The sequence below is a fragment of the Clostridium sp. ZBS2 genome, from assembly GCF_023845855.1.
Taxonomy (GTDB): domain Bacteria; phylum Bacillota; class Clostridia; order Clostridiales; family Clostridiaceae; genus Clostridium; species Clostridium aquiflavi.
In genome coordinates, this window is sequence record NZ_JAMQIF010000004.1 from 135532 (window position 1) to 152449 (window position 16918).

At 27.6% G+C, this 16918-nt stretch carries 13 protein-coding genes; 12 read left to right on the forward strand and 1 reads right to left on the reverse strand.

The annotated features are described in order from the left end of the window. Positions 1-194: 194 nt before the first annotated feature. A complete protein-coding gene (locus NG918_RS01890) occupies positions 195-1271 on the forward strand; it encodes a M24 family metallopeptidase (RefSeq protein ID WP_252224241.1) in 1077 nt (358 codons plus the stop codon). Positions 1272-1332: 61 nt separating this feature from the next. Here the strand turns inward: NG918_RS01890 and murC are convergent, their stop codons facing one another. Further along, complete coding sequence (gene murC / locus NG918_RS01895; RefSeq protein WP_252215955.1) at positions 1333-2715, reverse strand: UDP-N-acetylmuramate--L-alanine ligase; 1383 nt, start codon at positions 2713-2715, stop codon at positions 1333-1335. A gap of 290 nt (positions 2716-3005) precedes the next feature. Between murC and purR the strand changes: the two genes are divergently transcribed. From purR to yabN, 11 genes are all read left to right on the forward strand, one after another. Further along, complete coding sequence (gene purR / locus NG918_RS01900; RefSeq protein ID WP_252215953.1) at positions 3006-3821, forward strand: pur operon repressor; 816 nt, start codon at positions 3006-3008, stop codon at positions 3819-3821. 120 nt (positions 3822-3941) lie between these two features. Then, a complete protein-coding gene (gene spoVG / locus NG918_RS01905; protein ID WP_252215951.1) occupies positions 3942-4217 on the forward strand; it encodes a septation regulator SpoVG in 276 nt (91 codons plus the stop codon). A gap of 185 nt (positions 4218-4402) precedes the next feature. Continuing rightward, a complete protein-coding gene (glmU, locus tag NG918_RS01910) occupies positions 4403-5770 on the forward strand; it encodes a bifunctional UDP-N-acetylglucosamine diphosphorylase/glucosamine-1-phosphate N-acetyltransferase GlmU (protein ID WP_252224243.1) in 1368 nt (455 codons plus the stop codon). A gap of 46 nt (positions 5771-5816) precedes the next feature. Then, on the forward strand, positions 5817-6776 hold the full coding sequence (locus NG918_RS01915) for a ribose-phosphate diphosphokinase (RefSeq protein WP_003372561.1): 960 nt from the start codon (positions 5817-5819) through the stop codon (positions 6774-6776). A 111-nt stretch (positions 6777-6887) separates the two neighbouring features. Beyond that, complete coding sequence (locus NG918_RS01920) at positions 6888-7574, forward strand: response regulator transcription factor (RefSeq protein WP_252215938.1); 687 nt, start codon at positions 6888-6890, stop codon at positions 7572-7574. 80 nt (positions 7575-7654) lie between these two features. Further along, a complete protein-coding gene (gene pth / locus NG918_RS01925) occupies positions 7655-8230 on the forward strand; it encodes an aminoacyl-tRNA hydrolase (RefSeq protein WP_252215936.1) in 576 nt (191 codons plus the stop codon). Positions 8231-8244: 14 nt separating this feature from the next. Continuing rightward, positions 8245-11748, forward strand: a complete 3504-nt coding sequence (gene mfd, locus NG918_RS01930) for a transcription-repair coupling factor (protein WP_252224246.1) — start codon at positions 8245-8247, stop codon at positions 11746-11748. Between the two features lie 135 nt (positions 11749-11883). Beyond that, positions 11884-12915 carry a peptidylprolyl isomerase gene (locus NG918_RS01935; protein WP_252215932.1) on the forward strand — a complete coding sequence of 344 codons (1032 nt, stop codon included), beginning with the start codon at positions 11884-11886 and terminating at the stop codon, positions 12913-12915. 290 nt (positions 12916-13205) lie between these two features. Continuing rightward, a complete protein-coding gene (spoVT, locus tag NG918_RS01940; protein WP_252224248.1) occupies positions 13206-13757 on the forward strand; it encodes a stage V sporulation protein T in 552 nt (183 codons plus the stop codon). 101 nt (positions 13758-13858) lie between these two features. Continuing rightward, positions 13859-15394: a putative polysaccharide biosynthesis protein gene (locus NG918_RS01945; protein WP_252224251.1), complete on the forward strand. Its 1536-nt coding sequence runs from the start codon at positions 13859-13861 to the stop codon at positions 15392-15394. 14 nt (positions 15395-15408) lie between these two features. Next, positions 15409-16875 carry a bifunctional methyltransferase/pyrophosphohydrolase YabN gene (gene yabN, locus NG918_RS01950; protein WP_252215924.1) on the forward strand — a complete coding sequence of 489 codons (1467 nt, stop codon included), beginning with the start codon at positions 15409-15411 and terminating at the stop codon, positions 16873-16875. Positions 16876-16918: the final 43 nt, after the last annotated feature.

Below are 16918 nucleotides of genomic sequence, written 5' to 3' on the forward strand. Positions count from 1 at the left end.
TTATATAATAAATTTTATAGAATATTTTAATTTATTATATACAAATAATATATAGAAAAGCTATGTTTTAAATATTTGATTATATATTGAATTATGTACAATTTTGATTAATTATATATAAATTTTACTAAAACATAGATTAAAAGCAGAAACAAAATTTATTAAAATAATTACTAAGTTAAGGGGTTGATTTTATGAAAAATCATAGAGTTTTAAAAGTAATAAAAGAAATGGAGTCACAAGGACTTTCACAAATAATAGTTACATCACCAGCATCAATTTATTATCTTGTAGGTAAAAGAATTTCGCCAGGAGAAAGAATGATTGCACTTTACATAAATTCTTCTGGAAATCATAAATTTATAGTTAATAAGCTTTTTCCAATAGAAGAAGACTTAGGTGTAGATATTATTTGGTATACAGATAGTGATGATTCAGTTGAAGTATTAAGCAAAGTTTTAGAAAAGGATAAAGTTTTAGGTATAGATAAAGATTGGAGTGCTAAATTTTTGATAAGATTAATGGAGCTTAACGTAGTAAAAGGCTTTGTAAATTCATCTCCAATAATTGATAGCTTAAGAATGATTAAAGACTCAGAAGAGATTGAACTTATGAAAAAATCATCACAAATAAATGATAGAGTTATGTTAAAACTTCAATCAGAGCTTAAGGAAGGCATGACAGAAAAATATTATCAAAGATTACTTGCTGAAATATATGAAGAAGAGGGTGCAAGTGGATTTTCATTTACACCAATAGTAGCATTTGATACTAATGGAGCAGATCCTCATAGTGAATGTGGAAGTACAAAGCTAAAGAAAGGTGACACTATAGTTTTAGATATAGGAGGAATATATAATTATTATTGCTCTGACATGACTAGGACTGTATTCTTTGGAGAAGAACCTAATGACCATAAAAAAGAAATATATGAAATAGTTAAAGAAGCAAACTTAAATGCTATTAAAAAAGTAAAAGATGGTGTGAAATTTTCAGAAATAGATTCTGCTGCAAGAAGCTATATAGATGATAAAGGATATGGTGAATTCTTTACTCATAGAACAGGTCATAGTATAGGTTTAGAAACTCATGATAAGGGAGATGTAAGCTCAATAAATCATGAAGAGGTTAAAGCTGGAATGATATTCTCTATTGAACCTGGAATATATTTAAAAAATGACATAGGAGTTAGAATAGAGGATTTAGTATTAGTAACAAAAGATGGTGCAGAAATACTAAATTCAGTAACAAAAGAACTTACAGTAATTTAAAGTACTAATTAAAAAATGATTGAGGTATTCACTATACTTCAATCATTTTTTTAGAATATTATTATTTCCCTTGATTAAGGTATTTTTCACCAACGATGACAACATCACCAGCACCAACTGTAAGAAGTAAATCATTAGGTTTAGCATTTTCATTTACATACTTTAATGCTTCATCATGAGAATGGACATTTGTACATTTAACGCCTTTAGCTCTTAAAGCTTCTCCTAAATCATTTGAAGAAACTAATCCAGTATCTTTTTCACGAGCAGCGTAAATATCCATTAAAACAACTTCATCAGCATCAAAAAATGCATCTGTGAATTCATCAAACAATGTTTTAGTTCTTGTATAAGTATGTGGTTGGAATACACAGAAAGTTTTGTTATGAAGAATTTTCTTTGATGTATTTAAAGTTGCCTTTATTTCTACTGGATGATGAGCATAATCATCTATAACAGTAACACCATTTACTTCTCCCTTATATTCAAATCTCTTATGCGCACCCTTACATTCTGATAATCCACATATTATATCATCATAATTAAGATTAAATACAAGTGATACACAAATTGAAGAAAGTGCATTTAATATATTGTGTTCTCCAGGATTGCTTAAAGTTAAATCAAATAATTTATCATTGTGTTTATAAACATCAAAAGAAGCACAACCCTTTTCATTGAAAGTTATATTTCTAGCAGTTATATCAGCGTTTTCAAATCCATAACTTAAAGTATTACATTTAGCTTTAGATAAAATTTCTTTTACCCTAGAGTCACCAACATAGCCTATTAAATAACCATCATTAGGAATTAAATCTGCAAATTGTCCAAATGTTTCAGTGATTTCATCTATATCTTTATAGTAGTCTAAGTGATCAGCATCTATATTTAAAATTACTCCAACATAAGGGAAAAAACTTAAAAATGAACGTTTATATTCACAAGCTTCTGTTATAAAGTAATCACTACTACCTATTCTGAAATTACCACCAATAACATCTAATTCTCCACCAACAAGTATAGTTGGATCTAAATTAGCTTTTAAAGTTATATTAGAGAGCATAGAAGTACAAGTTGTTTTTCCATGTGCACCAGAAATAGCAACATTATATTTATGTCCCTTCATGATATTTCCTAAAAATTCTGCTCTATTCATTAAGTCTATATTATTTTCTTTAGCATAAATAAGTTCAGGATTATTTTCAGGTATAGCAGCTGTATAAACTACTAAATCAACATCTTTTATGTTTTTTTCACTGTGGCCTATGTAAATATCAGCTCCAGAAAGTCTTAATTTTTTTAGTATTTCTGATTCCTTAAAATCTGAACCTGAAACTGTATATCCACTATTTAGTAAAACAGCAGCAAGACCACTCATACTGATTCCACCGATACCAATAAAGTGAACTTTCTTATCTCTATCTTTTATAAAATCGAAAGACAAAATATCAACTCCTCTATATTTAATTATATCCTAAACAATACTCGTAAATTACTTTATAATGATATTTGGATACTTATTTATAATTATATACATTTTTCCATAAATGAAATACAAAAAAAACAATTACTCAAATATTTTATGCTATTTTTTCAAATATGTGAAGAATTTTTGTAATTAAGAACTTTTGTATTTAAAAACCATTGATATTGAGTAAAATTTAGAATAAAATATGAATGTTAAGTATAATTAATCAAAAAATAATTCGTGAATAATTGATGTGGGTGATTTTTATGGAAAAATTAAGCAGAAACAACCGAGTGGTTGCTATAACAAAAATTTTAATAGAAAATTCAAATAAAATAATAGGTTTAAATAAGTTTTCAGAATTGTTAAATGCAGCAAAATCCACTATAAGTGAAGATATAGTTATAGTGAGAGAACTTTTAGAAAAACTTAAAATGGGAAGAATAGAAACAATTGCTGGAGTTGCAGGTGGAATTAAATATATTCCAATGATTGGAGATGATGTAGCTAGAGACTTTGCATTAAAGCTATGTGATCAATTAAAGGATGATGGAAGAGTAATACCTGGTAACATAATATATATGACTGATGTGATGTATAATCCAGAAATTATTAGTACTGCAGGTGTTATGTTATCATCGTGCTTTCAAGAAAAAAATGTAGATTATGTTATAACTGTTGAAACAAAAGGAATTCCTTTAGCTTATGAAGTAGCTAGAAATTTAGGAGTACAATTAGTAATAGCAAGAAGAGACAGTCAATTTACAGAAGGAACTACTGTCAGTATAAATTATGTATCTGGAAGCAGTGGAAGATTACAACAGATGTCTCTTTCAAAAAAATCTATGAAACCCAAGAGCAGGTGTATATTTATCGATGACTTTATGAAGGCTGGAGGAACAGCTCTTGGAATTAAAGATTTATTAACAGAATTTGAGAGTGAACTAGTAGGAATAGGTGTATTAGTTGATAATAAAGAGATCAATAAAAAGTTAGTTGATGAATATGTTTCCATAGTAGAATTAAAAGCTGTTGATAAAGAAGCCATTTTGGAAATTCAACCTTCAAAAAGATTTTTGTAACAATTCGTATAAATAAAACAAATTTCTTAATATTTAGATGATTTTAGAAGGGATTTAAACATTTTCGGAGAACTTAGTTAAGTATAAGTATTTTTAAATGCAACTTGGAGGTGTACGAAAATGCAAATCACAGATGTGAGAATTAGAAAAATTTCTTCAGAAGGAAAAATGAAGGCAATAGTTTCTGTAACTTTTGATAACGAATTCGTAGTACATGATATTAAAGTTATTGAAGGCCAAAATGGGTTATTTATAGCTATGCCTAGTAGAAAAACTCCAACTGGAGAATTTAAAGACATCGCTCATCCAATAGTTATGGATTCAAGGGAAAAGATACAAAACGAAATTCTAAGCGCTTACGAAAAAGCTATTGAAGAACAAGAAGTGGAAGAATAAAGTTTAATAATTGGGAAAAATGAGAGGAAGATAAATGCTTCCTTTTATTTTTTGTACAAATTTAAGATGCATTATATAAAACTTGAAATAAAAATTCGTTTCAAATATAATTAATTAGTATGAATTTAAAGCATATTATTAATATATTTTGTTAAGAGTATGTTTGTAAATGAGGTGGGATAACAATGTATAAATGTGCCTTAGTTTTAGCGGCTGGACAAGGAAAAAGAATAAAATCAGATTTACCTAAAGTTTTACATAAAGTATGTGGAAAAGAAATGGTTAATCATGTTATAGATACAATAAGAAAAGCTGGAATACAAGATGCCAATATAATCATAGGAAAAGGAGCAGAACTTGTTAAAGAAAGAACTGCAGAAAAGGATGTGACTTATTCACTTCAATTAGAGCAGTTAGGAACAGGTCATGCTGTACAATGTGCATCAGAATTTTTAAGAGGTAAAAAAGGCACAGTTGCAGTTTTTGCTGGAGATACTCCCTTAATTAAGGAATCTACTATTAAAAATTTATTTAATACTCATATTGAAGAAAAAAATGCAGCTACAATATTAAGTGCCATTGTTGATGATCCAACAGGCTATGGAAGAATAATAAGAAGTGGTAATGAAGTATTAAAAATTGTAGAACATAAAGACTGTAATGAAGAAGAACTAAAAGTTAATGAAATGAACTCTGCTATATATTGTTTTGATATAGAATTATTATATGAATCATTAAGTAAACTAAGAAATAATAATGAACAAGGTGAATATTATCTTACAGATGTTATAGAAATATTAAAATCTGCAGGACATAATATAGGAGCAGTTGTAACTGATTTTGAGGAAACTATAGGGGTTAACTCTAGAGCTCAATTAGCTCAAGCTGAAGAAATACTTAAAGATAGAATAAACTTAAAACATATGGAAAATGGAGTTACATTAATAGATCCTAAAACAACATATATAGGTATTGATGTAGAAATAGGAAAGGATACTATAATATATCCTAATAATATTTTTGAAGGTAATACTATTATAGGGGAAAGATGTATAATATATCAAAACTCAAGGATAAAGGATAGTATTATAAAAAATGAAGTAGATATTCAATCTTCTGTAATTTTAGACAGCAGTATTGGCAATAATACCACTGTTGGACCATTTGCATATATAAGACCTGAAAGTAAAATTGGGGAAAAAGCAAGAATAGGTGACTTTGTAGAAATAAAGAAATCTACTATTGGAGATGGAACAAAGGTATCTCATTTAACTTATATAGGCGATGCTGAAGTAGGTAAAGAATGTAATTTTGGTTGTGGTACAGTAGTAGTAAATTATGATGGTAAGAAAAAATATAAAACTATTATTGGGGATCACAGCTTTATAGGATGTAATACAAACTTAGTTTCACCAGTAGAAGTAGGGGATAATACCTACATAGCAGCTGGCTCAACTATTACATCGGAAGTACAAGAAGGTGACCTTGCAGTAGCAAGAGCTAAGCAAAGAAATATTAAAGGATGGGTAGCTAAAAAAGGATTAAAAAAATAATTTTAATTATAAATCAGCCAAAATTTTAAGGAGGTCTTCTTATATTATGATAAGCCATGAAAGAAATATAAAAGTTTTTACTGGAAATTCAAACTGTAAATTAGCACAAGATATAGCAGATATATTAGGTGTGCCAGTAGGAAAATCAAAGGTATCAACTTTTAGTGATGGAGAAATATCTGTCGATATTAATGAAACTGTAAGAGGTACTGATGTATTCATCGTACAATCAACATGTTCTCCTGTTAATGATAATTTAATGGAATTATTAATAATGATAGATGCTTTTAAAAGAGCATCAGCAGGTAGAATAACAGCAGTTATTCCTTACTATGGATATGCAAGACAAGACAGAAAAGCGAAGGCTAGAGATCCAATTACGGCAAAACTAGTTGCTGATTTAGTAACAGCAGCAGGAGCACATAGAGTTTTGACTATGGATTTACATGCATCGCAAATTCAAGGATATTTCAATATACCAGTTGATCATTTATTAGGAGCACCTATATTAGCTAAGCACTTTATATCAAAGGGATTAGCGGAACAAGATGATGTGGTTGTAGTATCACCAGACCTAGGAAGTGTAACAAGAGCAAGAAAATTCGCAGATAATCTTCATGCACCAATAGCTATAATAGATAAAAGAAGACCTAAAGCGAATGTTTCAGAAATTATGAATATTATTGGCGAAGTTGAAGGAAAAAGATGTATATTAATTGATGATATGATAGATACAGCAGGAACTATATCAAATGCAGCTAATGCCCTTAAAGAATTAGGTGCTAAAAATGTTTATGCATGCTGTACGCATGGAGTTTTATCAGGACCAGCATGTGAAAGGTTAGATAAATCTGCAATTGAAGAACTAGTATTATTAAATACTATTCCAGTAGATGTAGAAATGGAAAATATGAAGATTACTGCTCTTTCTGTTGCTCCACTATTTGCAGAAGCTATTAAAAGAATATACGATGATGAACCAATAAGTAAATTATTTGAAGTATAATCTTGTATACATATAATAAAACCTCCTATGAGCATATCATGGGAGGTTTATTAACATGTTAAACAAGATTTCATATTGTTTGTAAGTAATCTAAAAAGGAGTAATTTTTTTATGGATAAATCTTTTGGAAAGGTTTTAATTATAAATAACGATATATATAGCAATGATTTAATGGATAATTATTTAAAATTATCAGGTTATAAAACTAAAATAGTGCTAGATGGAAATGATGCTAAAAGTGTATTTTTGAAATATGCCCCTAATATAATTTTGTTAGATTTACTTACAAAAAATCTTAATGGTATGGATTTTTTAAAATGGATAAGAAAACAAAGTAATATTCCTATTATAGTAGTTACAAGTAATGATTGTCTTTTTGATAAGGTTTTAGCATTTGATATAGGTGCAGATGATTATATTTTAAAGCCATTTAAAGTAGAAGAGTTAGTTGCTAGGATGAAAGCTATTATAAGAAGATGTAGCATAGAAAATAATAAAACAGATATAATATCTATATCTGATTTATCAATAAATTTAAGTACCTATGAAGTTATTTTTAAAGGAAATATAATTAATTTACCACCAAAGGAATTTGAATTATTAGTTTTTCTTATAAATAATCCTAATAAGGTTTTTACAAGAAAAGAATTATTAGATGAAATATGGGGAAATGATTATAAGAGTGATTGTAGAACTATAGATGTTCATATTAAAAGATTAAGAGAGAAGTTTGAACCAGATGAAAATTATAAAATAGTTACACTTTGGAGAAAAGGCTATAAATTTCAAACAAAATAATTAAATATATGAAATATATTATTATTTAGTATAATAGAAGATAAATTAGTATAATTAAAAGATATGCAAAGGAGAAAAATATGTTTTTAATAGTTGGACTTGGAAACCCAGGAAGTAAATATGATAATACAAGACATAATATTGGATTTGAAGTTATTGATAACATTTCAAATGAGTATAATATTGATATAAATAGGCAAAAATTTAAAGGTGTATATGGTGAAGGATTTATAGCTAATAATAAGGTTATTTTATTAAAACCAACCACATATATGAATTTAAGTGGGGACAGCGTAAGAGAAGTAGCTAATTTTTATAAAATAAGTAATGAAAATATTATAGTAATATATGATGATATAAGTTTAGATATAGGAAGACTAAGAATAAGAGAAAAAGGCAGTGCAGGCGGGCATAATGGTATAAAGAGCATAATAGCAAATTTATCAACGGATGTTTTCCCAAGGATTAAAGTGGGTGTTGGACAACCTAACATTAATTTAGTTGATTATGTTTTAGGAAAATTCTCAAAAGAAGAAAAAGAAGTATTAAAAGAAAGTATTGAAGCAGCAACAAATTCGGTAGAAGAAATAATAAAACAAGATGTAAATTCAGCTATGAACAAATTTAATGGATTTAAGGCTGATAAAAGTATTTAAGGATGGTGTATAAGATGAGATTAAAAGGGTTATTAGAGCCCTTAGAAACTGGTATTGAGTTAAAAAAAATATTGCAATCTATTAATGAAAAAACTTATCCAGTAGGTATATATGGGTTATCAGATTCAGGAAAATCTTATATGATAGATGGAATATTTGAAAATATTGAAAAATCTATTGTTATTGTTACTCAAAATGATATGGAAGCTAAGAATCTTTATGAAGACTTAATTTTATATACTAATGAAGTATATTATTTTCCTGTAAAAGAGACGGTTTTTTATAATATAGATGCTGTATCAGGTGATTTAAGATGGGCAAGATTAAATGTAATAAATGAGATATTAAATAATAAAAATAAAAAAATAGTAATAACATCTATAGATTCTTTTATGGCAACATATGCTCCGCATAAACTATTTATTAAATATAGTATGACTATAAAACAAGGTGCTGAGATTAATTTTAATGAAATGTCTTCAAAATTAATTGAAAGTGGGTATGAGAGAGTAGAAATAGTTGAATCAAAGGGACAATTTTCTGTAAGAGGAGGAATATTAGATATATTCCCAACATGTTCAACTTATCCTTATAGAGTTGAACTTTTTGGAGATGAAATAGAATCTATTAGAACTTTTAATTCAGAATCTCAAAGAAGCATAGATAAAGTTAAATCTTTTAAAGTGTTTCCGGCAAAAGAAATATTAGTATCTCAAGAGTCAATGAATAAAGCAAAAGAATCAATTTTAAATGAATTTAAGAAAATTTCTTCACATAATAAAGAAAAAGAAAGAATAGAAAAATTAGAAAAGGTAGTTAAATCTAATATAGAATCACTTGAAGAAAATTTAACATTTGAAACTATAGATAGTTATTTACCTTATTTTTATGAAGAAGTAGAAAGCTTTTTTGATTATTTTAAAAATTATTTATTTATAATGAATGATGTTAAACGATGTAAAGGTAAATTAGAATCATCTTATTTAGAGTTTGCTGAAAATTTCACTTCATTTCTTGAAAGAGGAGATATACTTCCAGGTCAAGAAAAGTTATTAATTAATGAACATGATACATTAGATAAATTTGAGAAATCAAATATACTTTTCTTTGAAACTTTAAATAATACAGAAAAATTTTTAAGACCTTTCACGAGTATAGAGTTAAAGCAAACAACGTTAAGCAATTATCAAGGTCAATTAGATATACTAATAGAAGACATCTTAGACAAAAAATTAAAGGGATATAAAACAGTAATATTATCTGGTACTAAAGTCAGAGGGGAAAGACTTGTAGATACCTTAAGAGATAGAGGTGTTGAAAGTTCTTATAAAGATAAGATAAAGGAAATACAATTTGGAGAAGTTGTAATAACGTGTGGTAATCAATTAAAGGGATTTGAATATCCAGAATATAAATTATGCATTATATCAGATAAAGAAGTATTTGGTGAAGCAAAGAGAAAATTAAAACCAAAGAATAAAAAGAAAAAGGGTATATCTAAAATAAAAAGCTTTAATGAATTGAAGCCAGGGGATTATGTAGTCCATGTAAATCATGGAATAGGAGTCTATAAAGGAATAAAACAGATAGATGTATCTGGTCATAAGAGAGACTATCTAGATATTGTATATGACAAAGGTGATAAATTATATGTTCCAGTAGAACAACTTGATTTAATTCAAAAATACATTGGTAGTGAGGGTAAATCACCTAAAATTACAAAACTTGGTGGAGCTGAATGGCAAAAGGCTAAGGCAAAAGTTAGAAAATCAATCAATGATATTGCAGAAGATTTAGTGAAGTTATATGCCACTAGATCTACAATAAAAGGTCATAAATTTAGTAAAGATACTCAATGGCAAAGACAATTTGAAGATGAATTTCCATTTGAAGAAACACCAGATCAATTAACTTCATTAGAAGAAATAAAGAAAGATATGGAATCTGATAAAGTTATGGATAGATTGCTTTGTGGTGATGTTGGATATGGAAAAACGGAAGTAGCATTAAGAGCTGCTTTTAAAGCAGTTATGGATGGAAAACAGGTTGCTTTATTAGTACCAACAACTATCTTGGCTGAACAACATTATAAAAATATGAAAAAGAGATTTTCTGATTTCCCAATTAAAATAGATATGGTAAGTAGGTTTAGGACAGCTAAAGAACAAAAGGCTACAATACAAAGATTAAAAGAGGGAAATGTAGATATTTTAGTTGGTACTCATAAATTAGTATCAAAGGATATACAATTTAAGGATTTAGGATTGCTCATAGTAGATGAAGAACAACGATTTGGAGTATCTCAAAAGGAAAAAATTAAAAATATAAAGAAAAATGTAGATGTTTTAACATTAAGTGCAACACCTATTCCTAGAACACTTCATATGTCGTTAACTGGTGCCAGAGATATATCTGTAATAGAAACTCCACCAGAAGAAAGATATCCTGTTCAAACATATGTTGTGGAGCAAAATGACCAACTTATAAGAGATGCAATATTAAGAGAAATTGGTAGGAGTGGTCAAGTCTATTTTGTTTATAATAGAGTAGAAGATATAAATGAAATGGCTAGATATGTCCAAGAATTAGTTCCAGAGAGCAAGGTTTCAGTTACACATGGACAAATGACAGAAAGACAATTAGAAAAAGAAATGATTTCATTTATGGATCAAGAATCTAATGTTTTAGTTTGTACTACAATAATAGAAACTGGAATAGATATCCCTAATGTAAATACAATAATAGTTTATAACTCTGATAAGATGGGGTTATCGCAACTGTACCAATTAAGAGGAAGAGTCGGTAGATCAAATAGAATTGCATATGCATATTTATTATATACTAAGGATAAAGTATTAACTGAAGTTGCAGAAAAAAGACTTAAAGCATTAAAAGATTTTACTGAATTAGGTTCAGGATTTAAAATAGCCATGAGAGACTTAGAAATAAGAGGCGCTGGAAATATTATGGGATCATCTCAACATGGTCATATGGCATCTGTAGGTTACGATTTATATTGTAGAATGCTTGAAGATACTATTAAGCTAATTAAAGGTGATATATCTAAAGAACCTATTGAAACTACTGTAGAAATAAAAATTGATGCATTTATATCTGAAAATTATATTGAAGATGAAATTCAAAAAATAGAAATATATAAGAAAATAGCTGCTATAGAAGATATAGAAGACTATAATGATATAAAAGAAGAGTTAGAGGATAGATATTCTAAAATACCTGAGCCAGTGCATAATTTAATGGATATAGCTTATATAAAAAGCATAGCTAAAAAGTTATTTATTGAAGAGATAAAAGAAATGCCAAAAGAAATAAGATTTAGATTTGCAAGTGGTGAAGATGAATATAAGAAGTTATTTAAAATACTTATGGAGAATTATAAAGAAAATATAATTCTTAAATTTGGAACTGAACCATATTTTTCATTTAAAACACAAAATATAAAAAAAGAGGATAAATTAGAAGTTTTAAAGGAAATTTTAGAAAAATTAGAATCTTAAATTTAAAGACTTATACAATCAATTAACATTTTAATAAAAAAGTAATATAAACGGTTTGAATTGTGAAAATAATATTGTTATACTAATATTAGAATTTTTTTAGGCTAAAATTTACAAAAAAGTGAGGGAAAAATTTTGAATAAAATAAAGAAAATTGTTGCGTCTGTAGTAGTAGCTACACTTGCATTTTCAATTGTTGGTTGTAAAATGATTGAAAAGACACCAGAAGCTATAAAAAATACAGTTCTTGCAACAGTAGGAAAAGAAAAAATAACCCAAGGCGATTTAGATAGAGACTTAAAATCAATTACGGAATCTCTAAAACAAAAATATGGAGAAAACTATGAAAGTAATGCTGACATAAAAGATCAATTAAAAGAATTAAAAAAACAATATCTAAATGCTATAGTTAATGAAAAATTGATATTAACTAAATCAGCAGAATTAAATTTAAAACCTAGCGATGAAGAATTAAATAAGCAAGTAGATGAGGCAGTAAACTATTATAAAACTGCTTATCAAACAGAAGAACAATACAATACTTTCTTAGAACAAAATGGATTTACTGAAGACGAATTTAAAGAATATCAAAAGAATCAAGCAATAGTAAGATATGTATATCAAGACATGGTTAAGGATGTAGAAGTTAATGATGATGATATACAAAAATATTATGATGAGAACAAAGATACTCAATTCTCAACTCCAGGAGAAATTGATTTTGATAAATCTTTACAAGAAGCTAATGAAATAAAAAGTCAATTAAATGGTGGAGCGGATTTTGCAGAAGTGGCTAAGGAAAAATCACAAGACCCTGGCACTAAGGACAATGGTGGTTCTTTAGGATTTATAGAATATTCATCAACTAAATATGTTAAAGAATTTATGGATGGATTTAAAGACTTAAAAGATGGAGAAATTTCAGAACCTATAAAGAGTCAATTTGGTTACCATATAATTAAGGTAACAGGAGTAACTGATACTGGTGCAGAAGTATCTCACATATTAGTAGCTAATAAGGGAGAAGGTACAGCAACACCGTTAGAAGATGTTAAAGAAGATATCAGAGGTCAATTATTACAAACTAAACAAAGTAATGTATTTAATGAAAAGATAGAAGAGTGGAAAAAAGATGTTGGTGTAAAGATAAATGATAAAAAATTATAAACTTAAACTTTAAGTTATAAATGCTTTTACAAGTAATAAAATTGCTTGTAAAAGCATTTTTTTATTTTTAAGAAAGACTTTGTTTTAGCAGAATGGTGATATATGCATAAGCAAAGTAAGCGGAGTAATTGAACCAATCAATAAAGTACTTTATAACCACATTGTTCCTTATTAATACTAAAAATAATATCTTATATAAAAATTGACTATAAGTGTATAAAATTTCTAAGAAGTCAAATAATAATATTGCAATTAGAATTATTGAAGTTTTAAAGGAGGTTAAATAACCAATGAAGGCAACAGGCATTGTTAGAAGAATTGATGATTTAGGAAGAGTAGTAATTCCAAAGGAAATAAGAAGAACTTTAAGAATAAGAGAAGGGGATCCACTTGAAATATTCACAGATAGAGAAGGCGGAGTAATATTAAAGAAATATTCTCCAATAGGAGAATTAACTGACTTCTCAAGAGAATATGCTGAAAGCTTACAACAAGCTATAGGTCATATAGTGTTAATAGCAGATAAAGATGCATTTATTTCAGCTAGTGGAGCACCTAAGAAAGATTACATAGAAAGAAAAATAAGCTCAGAATTAGAAGACATTATGGATGGAAGAAAAACAGTATTGTTAGATAAAAGTCAAAATGTTGTTATTCCATTACATAATGACGATGATGAAAGCAAATATGTAAATCAAGTTATTTCTCCAATATTAGCAGAAGGAGATGCAATAGGTACAGTAATTATTTTATCTAAGGAAGATGGAGAAACATTAGGAGAAGTAGAATTAAAATTGGCAGAAACAGCTGCAACATTTTTAGGAAAACAAATGGAACAATAGAGATTACATAAATAATTTTCTATTTGATAAAAATAAAAGTCATAATACCTTCAAATTTACAATAAAAATTATTAGTATAACTTGAAGTTTGGAGGTATTTTATGAAAAAACAATCCTTAATAAAAGGAAGTTTAATTCTTGGAATGGCAGGAATCCTAACAAGATTCTTAGGATTATTCTTTAGATGGCCTTTAATAATGTTAATTGGAGATGAAGGAATAGGCTATTATCAAATGTCATATCCTTTATATATGTTTTTTGTAGCAATGGCATCAGGAGTTCCTATAGCAATATCAAAAATGATTTCTGAAAATAATGCAATAGATGATATAAATGGAATTTTTGAGGTTATGAAAGAATCAGCAATATTAATGGCTATTTTAGGGACAGGCACAACTTTTGCACTATTTTTCTTTGCAAAACCTATTATTAGTTTTTTAAAATGGGATACTAAGGCATATTACTCTCTTATTGGAATCTCTTTTGCACCTGTTATAATTTCATTTATAACTGTTTTTAGGGGTTTCTTTCAGGGGTTTCAGAATATGTCACCATCAGCTACATCACAACTTATAGAGCAAATTGGGAGAATTATATTTGGCGTAGGCTTGGCAGTAATATTATTGCCTAGAGGAATAGAGTATTCAGCTGGTGGAGCTGCTTTTGGAGCAACAGCAGGTGCTATAATGGCTGGAATATATCTATTTAGTAAATACAAAAAAGTTAAAAAAGAATATGGAATAAAAAAAATAAAAACCAATCCAGATGTTTTAAGCGATATATTAAGAATAGCAATTCCAATATCATTAGGTGCAACCGTTGGAAGTATAATGGGACTTATAGATTCAATTGTAGTGCCACAAAAGTTATTAGAGGCAGGATTAACTAATATGCAAAGCACTGTTTTATATGCTCAATTGACAGGAAAAGCATCTGTAATAGTTAATGTGCCATTAACTTTATCAATGGCATTATGCACATCTTTAATACCTATTATTGCAGAAAATTTTATTCTTAAGAATCATGTTGAAGTAAAAAGAAAAATAAATATGTCTATAAAAATGTCTGCTGTAATAGCTATACCCTGTATGTTTGGAATATTTTTTTTAGCTGAACCTATTATGAGATTTATATTCCCAGGAAGATTTGCAGGAGCAGAAATATTAAAATATCTATCTTTATCAATTCCTTTTATAATTTTAACTCAAACTACAACATCTATTTTACAAGGAACAGACAATTATGTATTACCAGTAATTAATTTATTTATAGGTTGCTTTATAAAGGGAATTTTAACATGGATTTTAGTGCCTATAAAAGCATTTAATATTTATGGTGCAGTTATTGCTAGTGTAACTGCTTACTTAGTATCTTCTATATTAAATTTAATAGCAATGAGGTGGAAGTTAAAAATTAAACTTAATGTATATGAAATATTAATAAAGCCAGCATATGCATCAACTTTAATGATGATATTAGTATTAATAAGCTATAATTTTATTTATAAAAGTACAACAAGTAATGGTATATCTTGCTTAATATCTATATTTTTAGGTATTATAGTGTATATAATATTAATAATGTTACTTAAAGTATTTAAAATAGAAGAAATAAAAAGTAGATTTAGAAGAAACTAAAAAGGAGATTCCCAATGATTAAGATAGTAGGATTAGGACCAGGAGCTAAAGAAGCTCTAACAATAGGATGTATAGAAGAATTAAAAAATTGTAAAAATATTTTCTTAAGAACAGAAAAACATCCAACAGTAGATTATTTAACAGAAAATAATATTGAATTTAAAACTTATGACTATATCTATGATACTGAAGAAAGTTTTGATGAAGTTTATTTCAATATAGCAAATGATATTATAAATAAATATAAGCAATCTGGTGAATTAGTATATGCTGTACCAGGACATCCACTAGTAGCTGAAAAGTCAGTGTTTAATTTAATGGAGCTATGTAAAAAAGAAAATATAGATTATAAAGTCATTCCAGCTGTTAGTTTTATTGATGCTATGATGGAAAGTTTAGCAATAGATCCAATAGAAGGTTTAAAAGTAATAGATGCCTTTGATATAAACAATCAAATATTAGATAAAAGAATTGGAACTATAATTACTCAAGTATATAATCCACTTATAGCTTCTGAAGTAAAGCTAAGATTATTGCAACAATATGATGATGAAACTGAAATAGTATATGTAAGAGCAGCAGGGATAATTGGAGAAGAAAGTATTAGAAAAATTCCACTGTATGAATTAGATATGCAAGAAGATATAGATTACTTAACTTCAGTATATATACCAAAAGATTTAAATAACAAAAAAGATTTTTATGATTTATTAGAGACTGTAGAAGTTCTTAGAGGCGAAAATGGTTGTCCTTGGGATAAAGAACAAACTCATGAATCAATAAAAAATTCATTGATAGAAGAGAGCTATGAAGTAGTAGATGCAATAAATAATGAAGATGATGATTCTTTAATTGAAGAATTAGGTGATGTTTTATTTCAAGTAGTGTTTCATTCATCAATAGGCCAAGAAGATGGTTATTTTAATATAAATGATGTCGTTAAGGCTATTTGTGATAAAATGATTTATAGACATCCTCATGTATTTAAGAACTTAAAGAATGTTAATTCATCTAAAGATGTACTTGAAAAATGGGATGAACTTAAGAAATCAGAAAAAGGATACGAAACATTAACAGAAGAAATGAATGGAATAGCAAAATCACTTCCATCTCTTTTGAGGGCTTATAAGGTTCAAAAAAAGGCTAAAAGAGTGGGATTTGATTGGGATGATGTTAGTTTTGCGTTTGAAAAAGTAAAAGAAGAATTAAAAGAAGTAAAAGATGCATATATTAGTGAGAATGAGGAAAATATAGAAAATGAAATTGGTGATTTATTATTTTCGTGTGTAAATGTAGCTAGATTTTTAGGGGTAGATGGAGAAGAAGCATTAAACTCAACAATTAATAAATTCATTTCAAGATTCTCATATATTGAAAACAAGGCATTGGAAAAAAATTTAAATCTAAATGAAATGTCTTTAGAAGATATGGATATATTATGGGAAGAAGCAAAAAAACTAAATAAAAGTATAATAAAATAAAGGATTTATTTAGTTTTTGAAGAATAATTATTAAAAGAACTAT

What these genes read in the sequence shown, in the direction of transcription:
- purR (WP_252215953.1), top strand. Translation starts at nt 3,006, where the DNA reads ATGGAAAAATTAAGCAGAAACAACCGAGTGGTTGCTATAACAAAAATT.
- NG918_RS01920 (WP_252215938.1), top strand. Translation starts at nt 6,888, where the DNA reads ATGGATAAATCTTTTGGAAAGGTTTTAATTATAAATAACGATATATAT.
- NG918_RS01915 (WP_003372561.1), top strand. Translation starts at nt 5,817, where the DNA reads ATGATAAGCCATGAAAGAAATATAAAAGTTTTTACTGGAAATTCAAAC.
- NG918_RS01945 (WP_252224251.1), top strand. Translation starts at nt 13,859, where the DNA reads ATGAAAAAACAATCCTTAATAAAAGGAAGTTTAATTCTTGGAATGGCA.
- mfd (WP_252224246.1), top strand. Translation starts at nt 8,245, where the DNA reads ATGAGATTAAAAGGGTTATTAGAGCCCTTAGAAACTGGTATTGAGTTA.
- pth (WP_252215936.1), top strand. Translation starts at nt 7,655, where the DNA reads ATGTTTTTAATAGTTGGACTTGGAAACCCAGGAAGTAAATATGATAAT.
- spoVG (WP_252215951.1), top strand. Translation starts at nt 3,942, where the DNA reads ATGCAAATCACAGATGTGAGAATTAGAAAAATTTCTTCAGAAGGAAAA.
- NG918_RS01890 (WP_252224241.1), top strand. Translation starts at nt 195, where the DNA reads ATGAAAAATCATAGAGTTTTAAAAGTAATAAAAGAAATGGAGTCACAA.
- glmU (WP_252224243.1), top strand. Translation starts at nt 4,403, where the DNA reads ATGTATAAATGTGCCTTAGTTTTAGCGGCTGGACAAGGAAAAAGAATA.
- yabN (WP_252215924.1), top strand. Translation starts at nt 15,409, where the DNA reads ATGATTAAGATAGTAGGATTAGGACCAGGAGCTAAAGAAGCTCTAACA.
- spoVT (WP_252224248.1), top strand. Translation starts at nt 13,206, where the DNA reads ATGAAGGCAACAGGCATTGTTAGAAGAATTGATGATTTAGGAAGAGTA.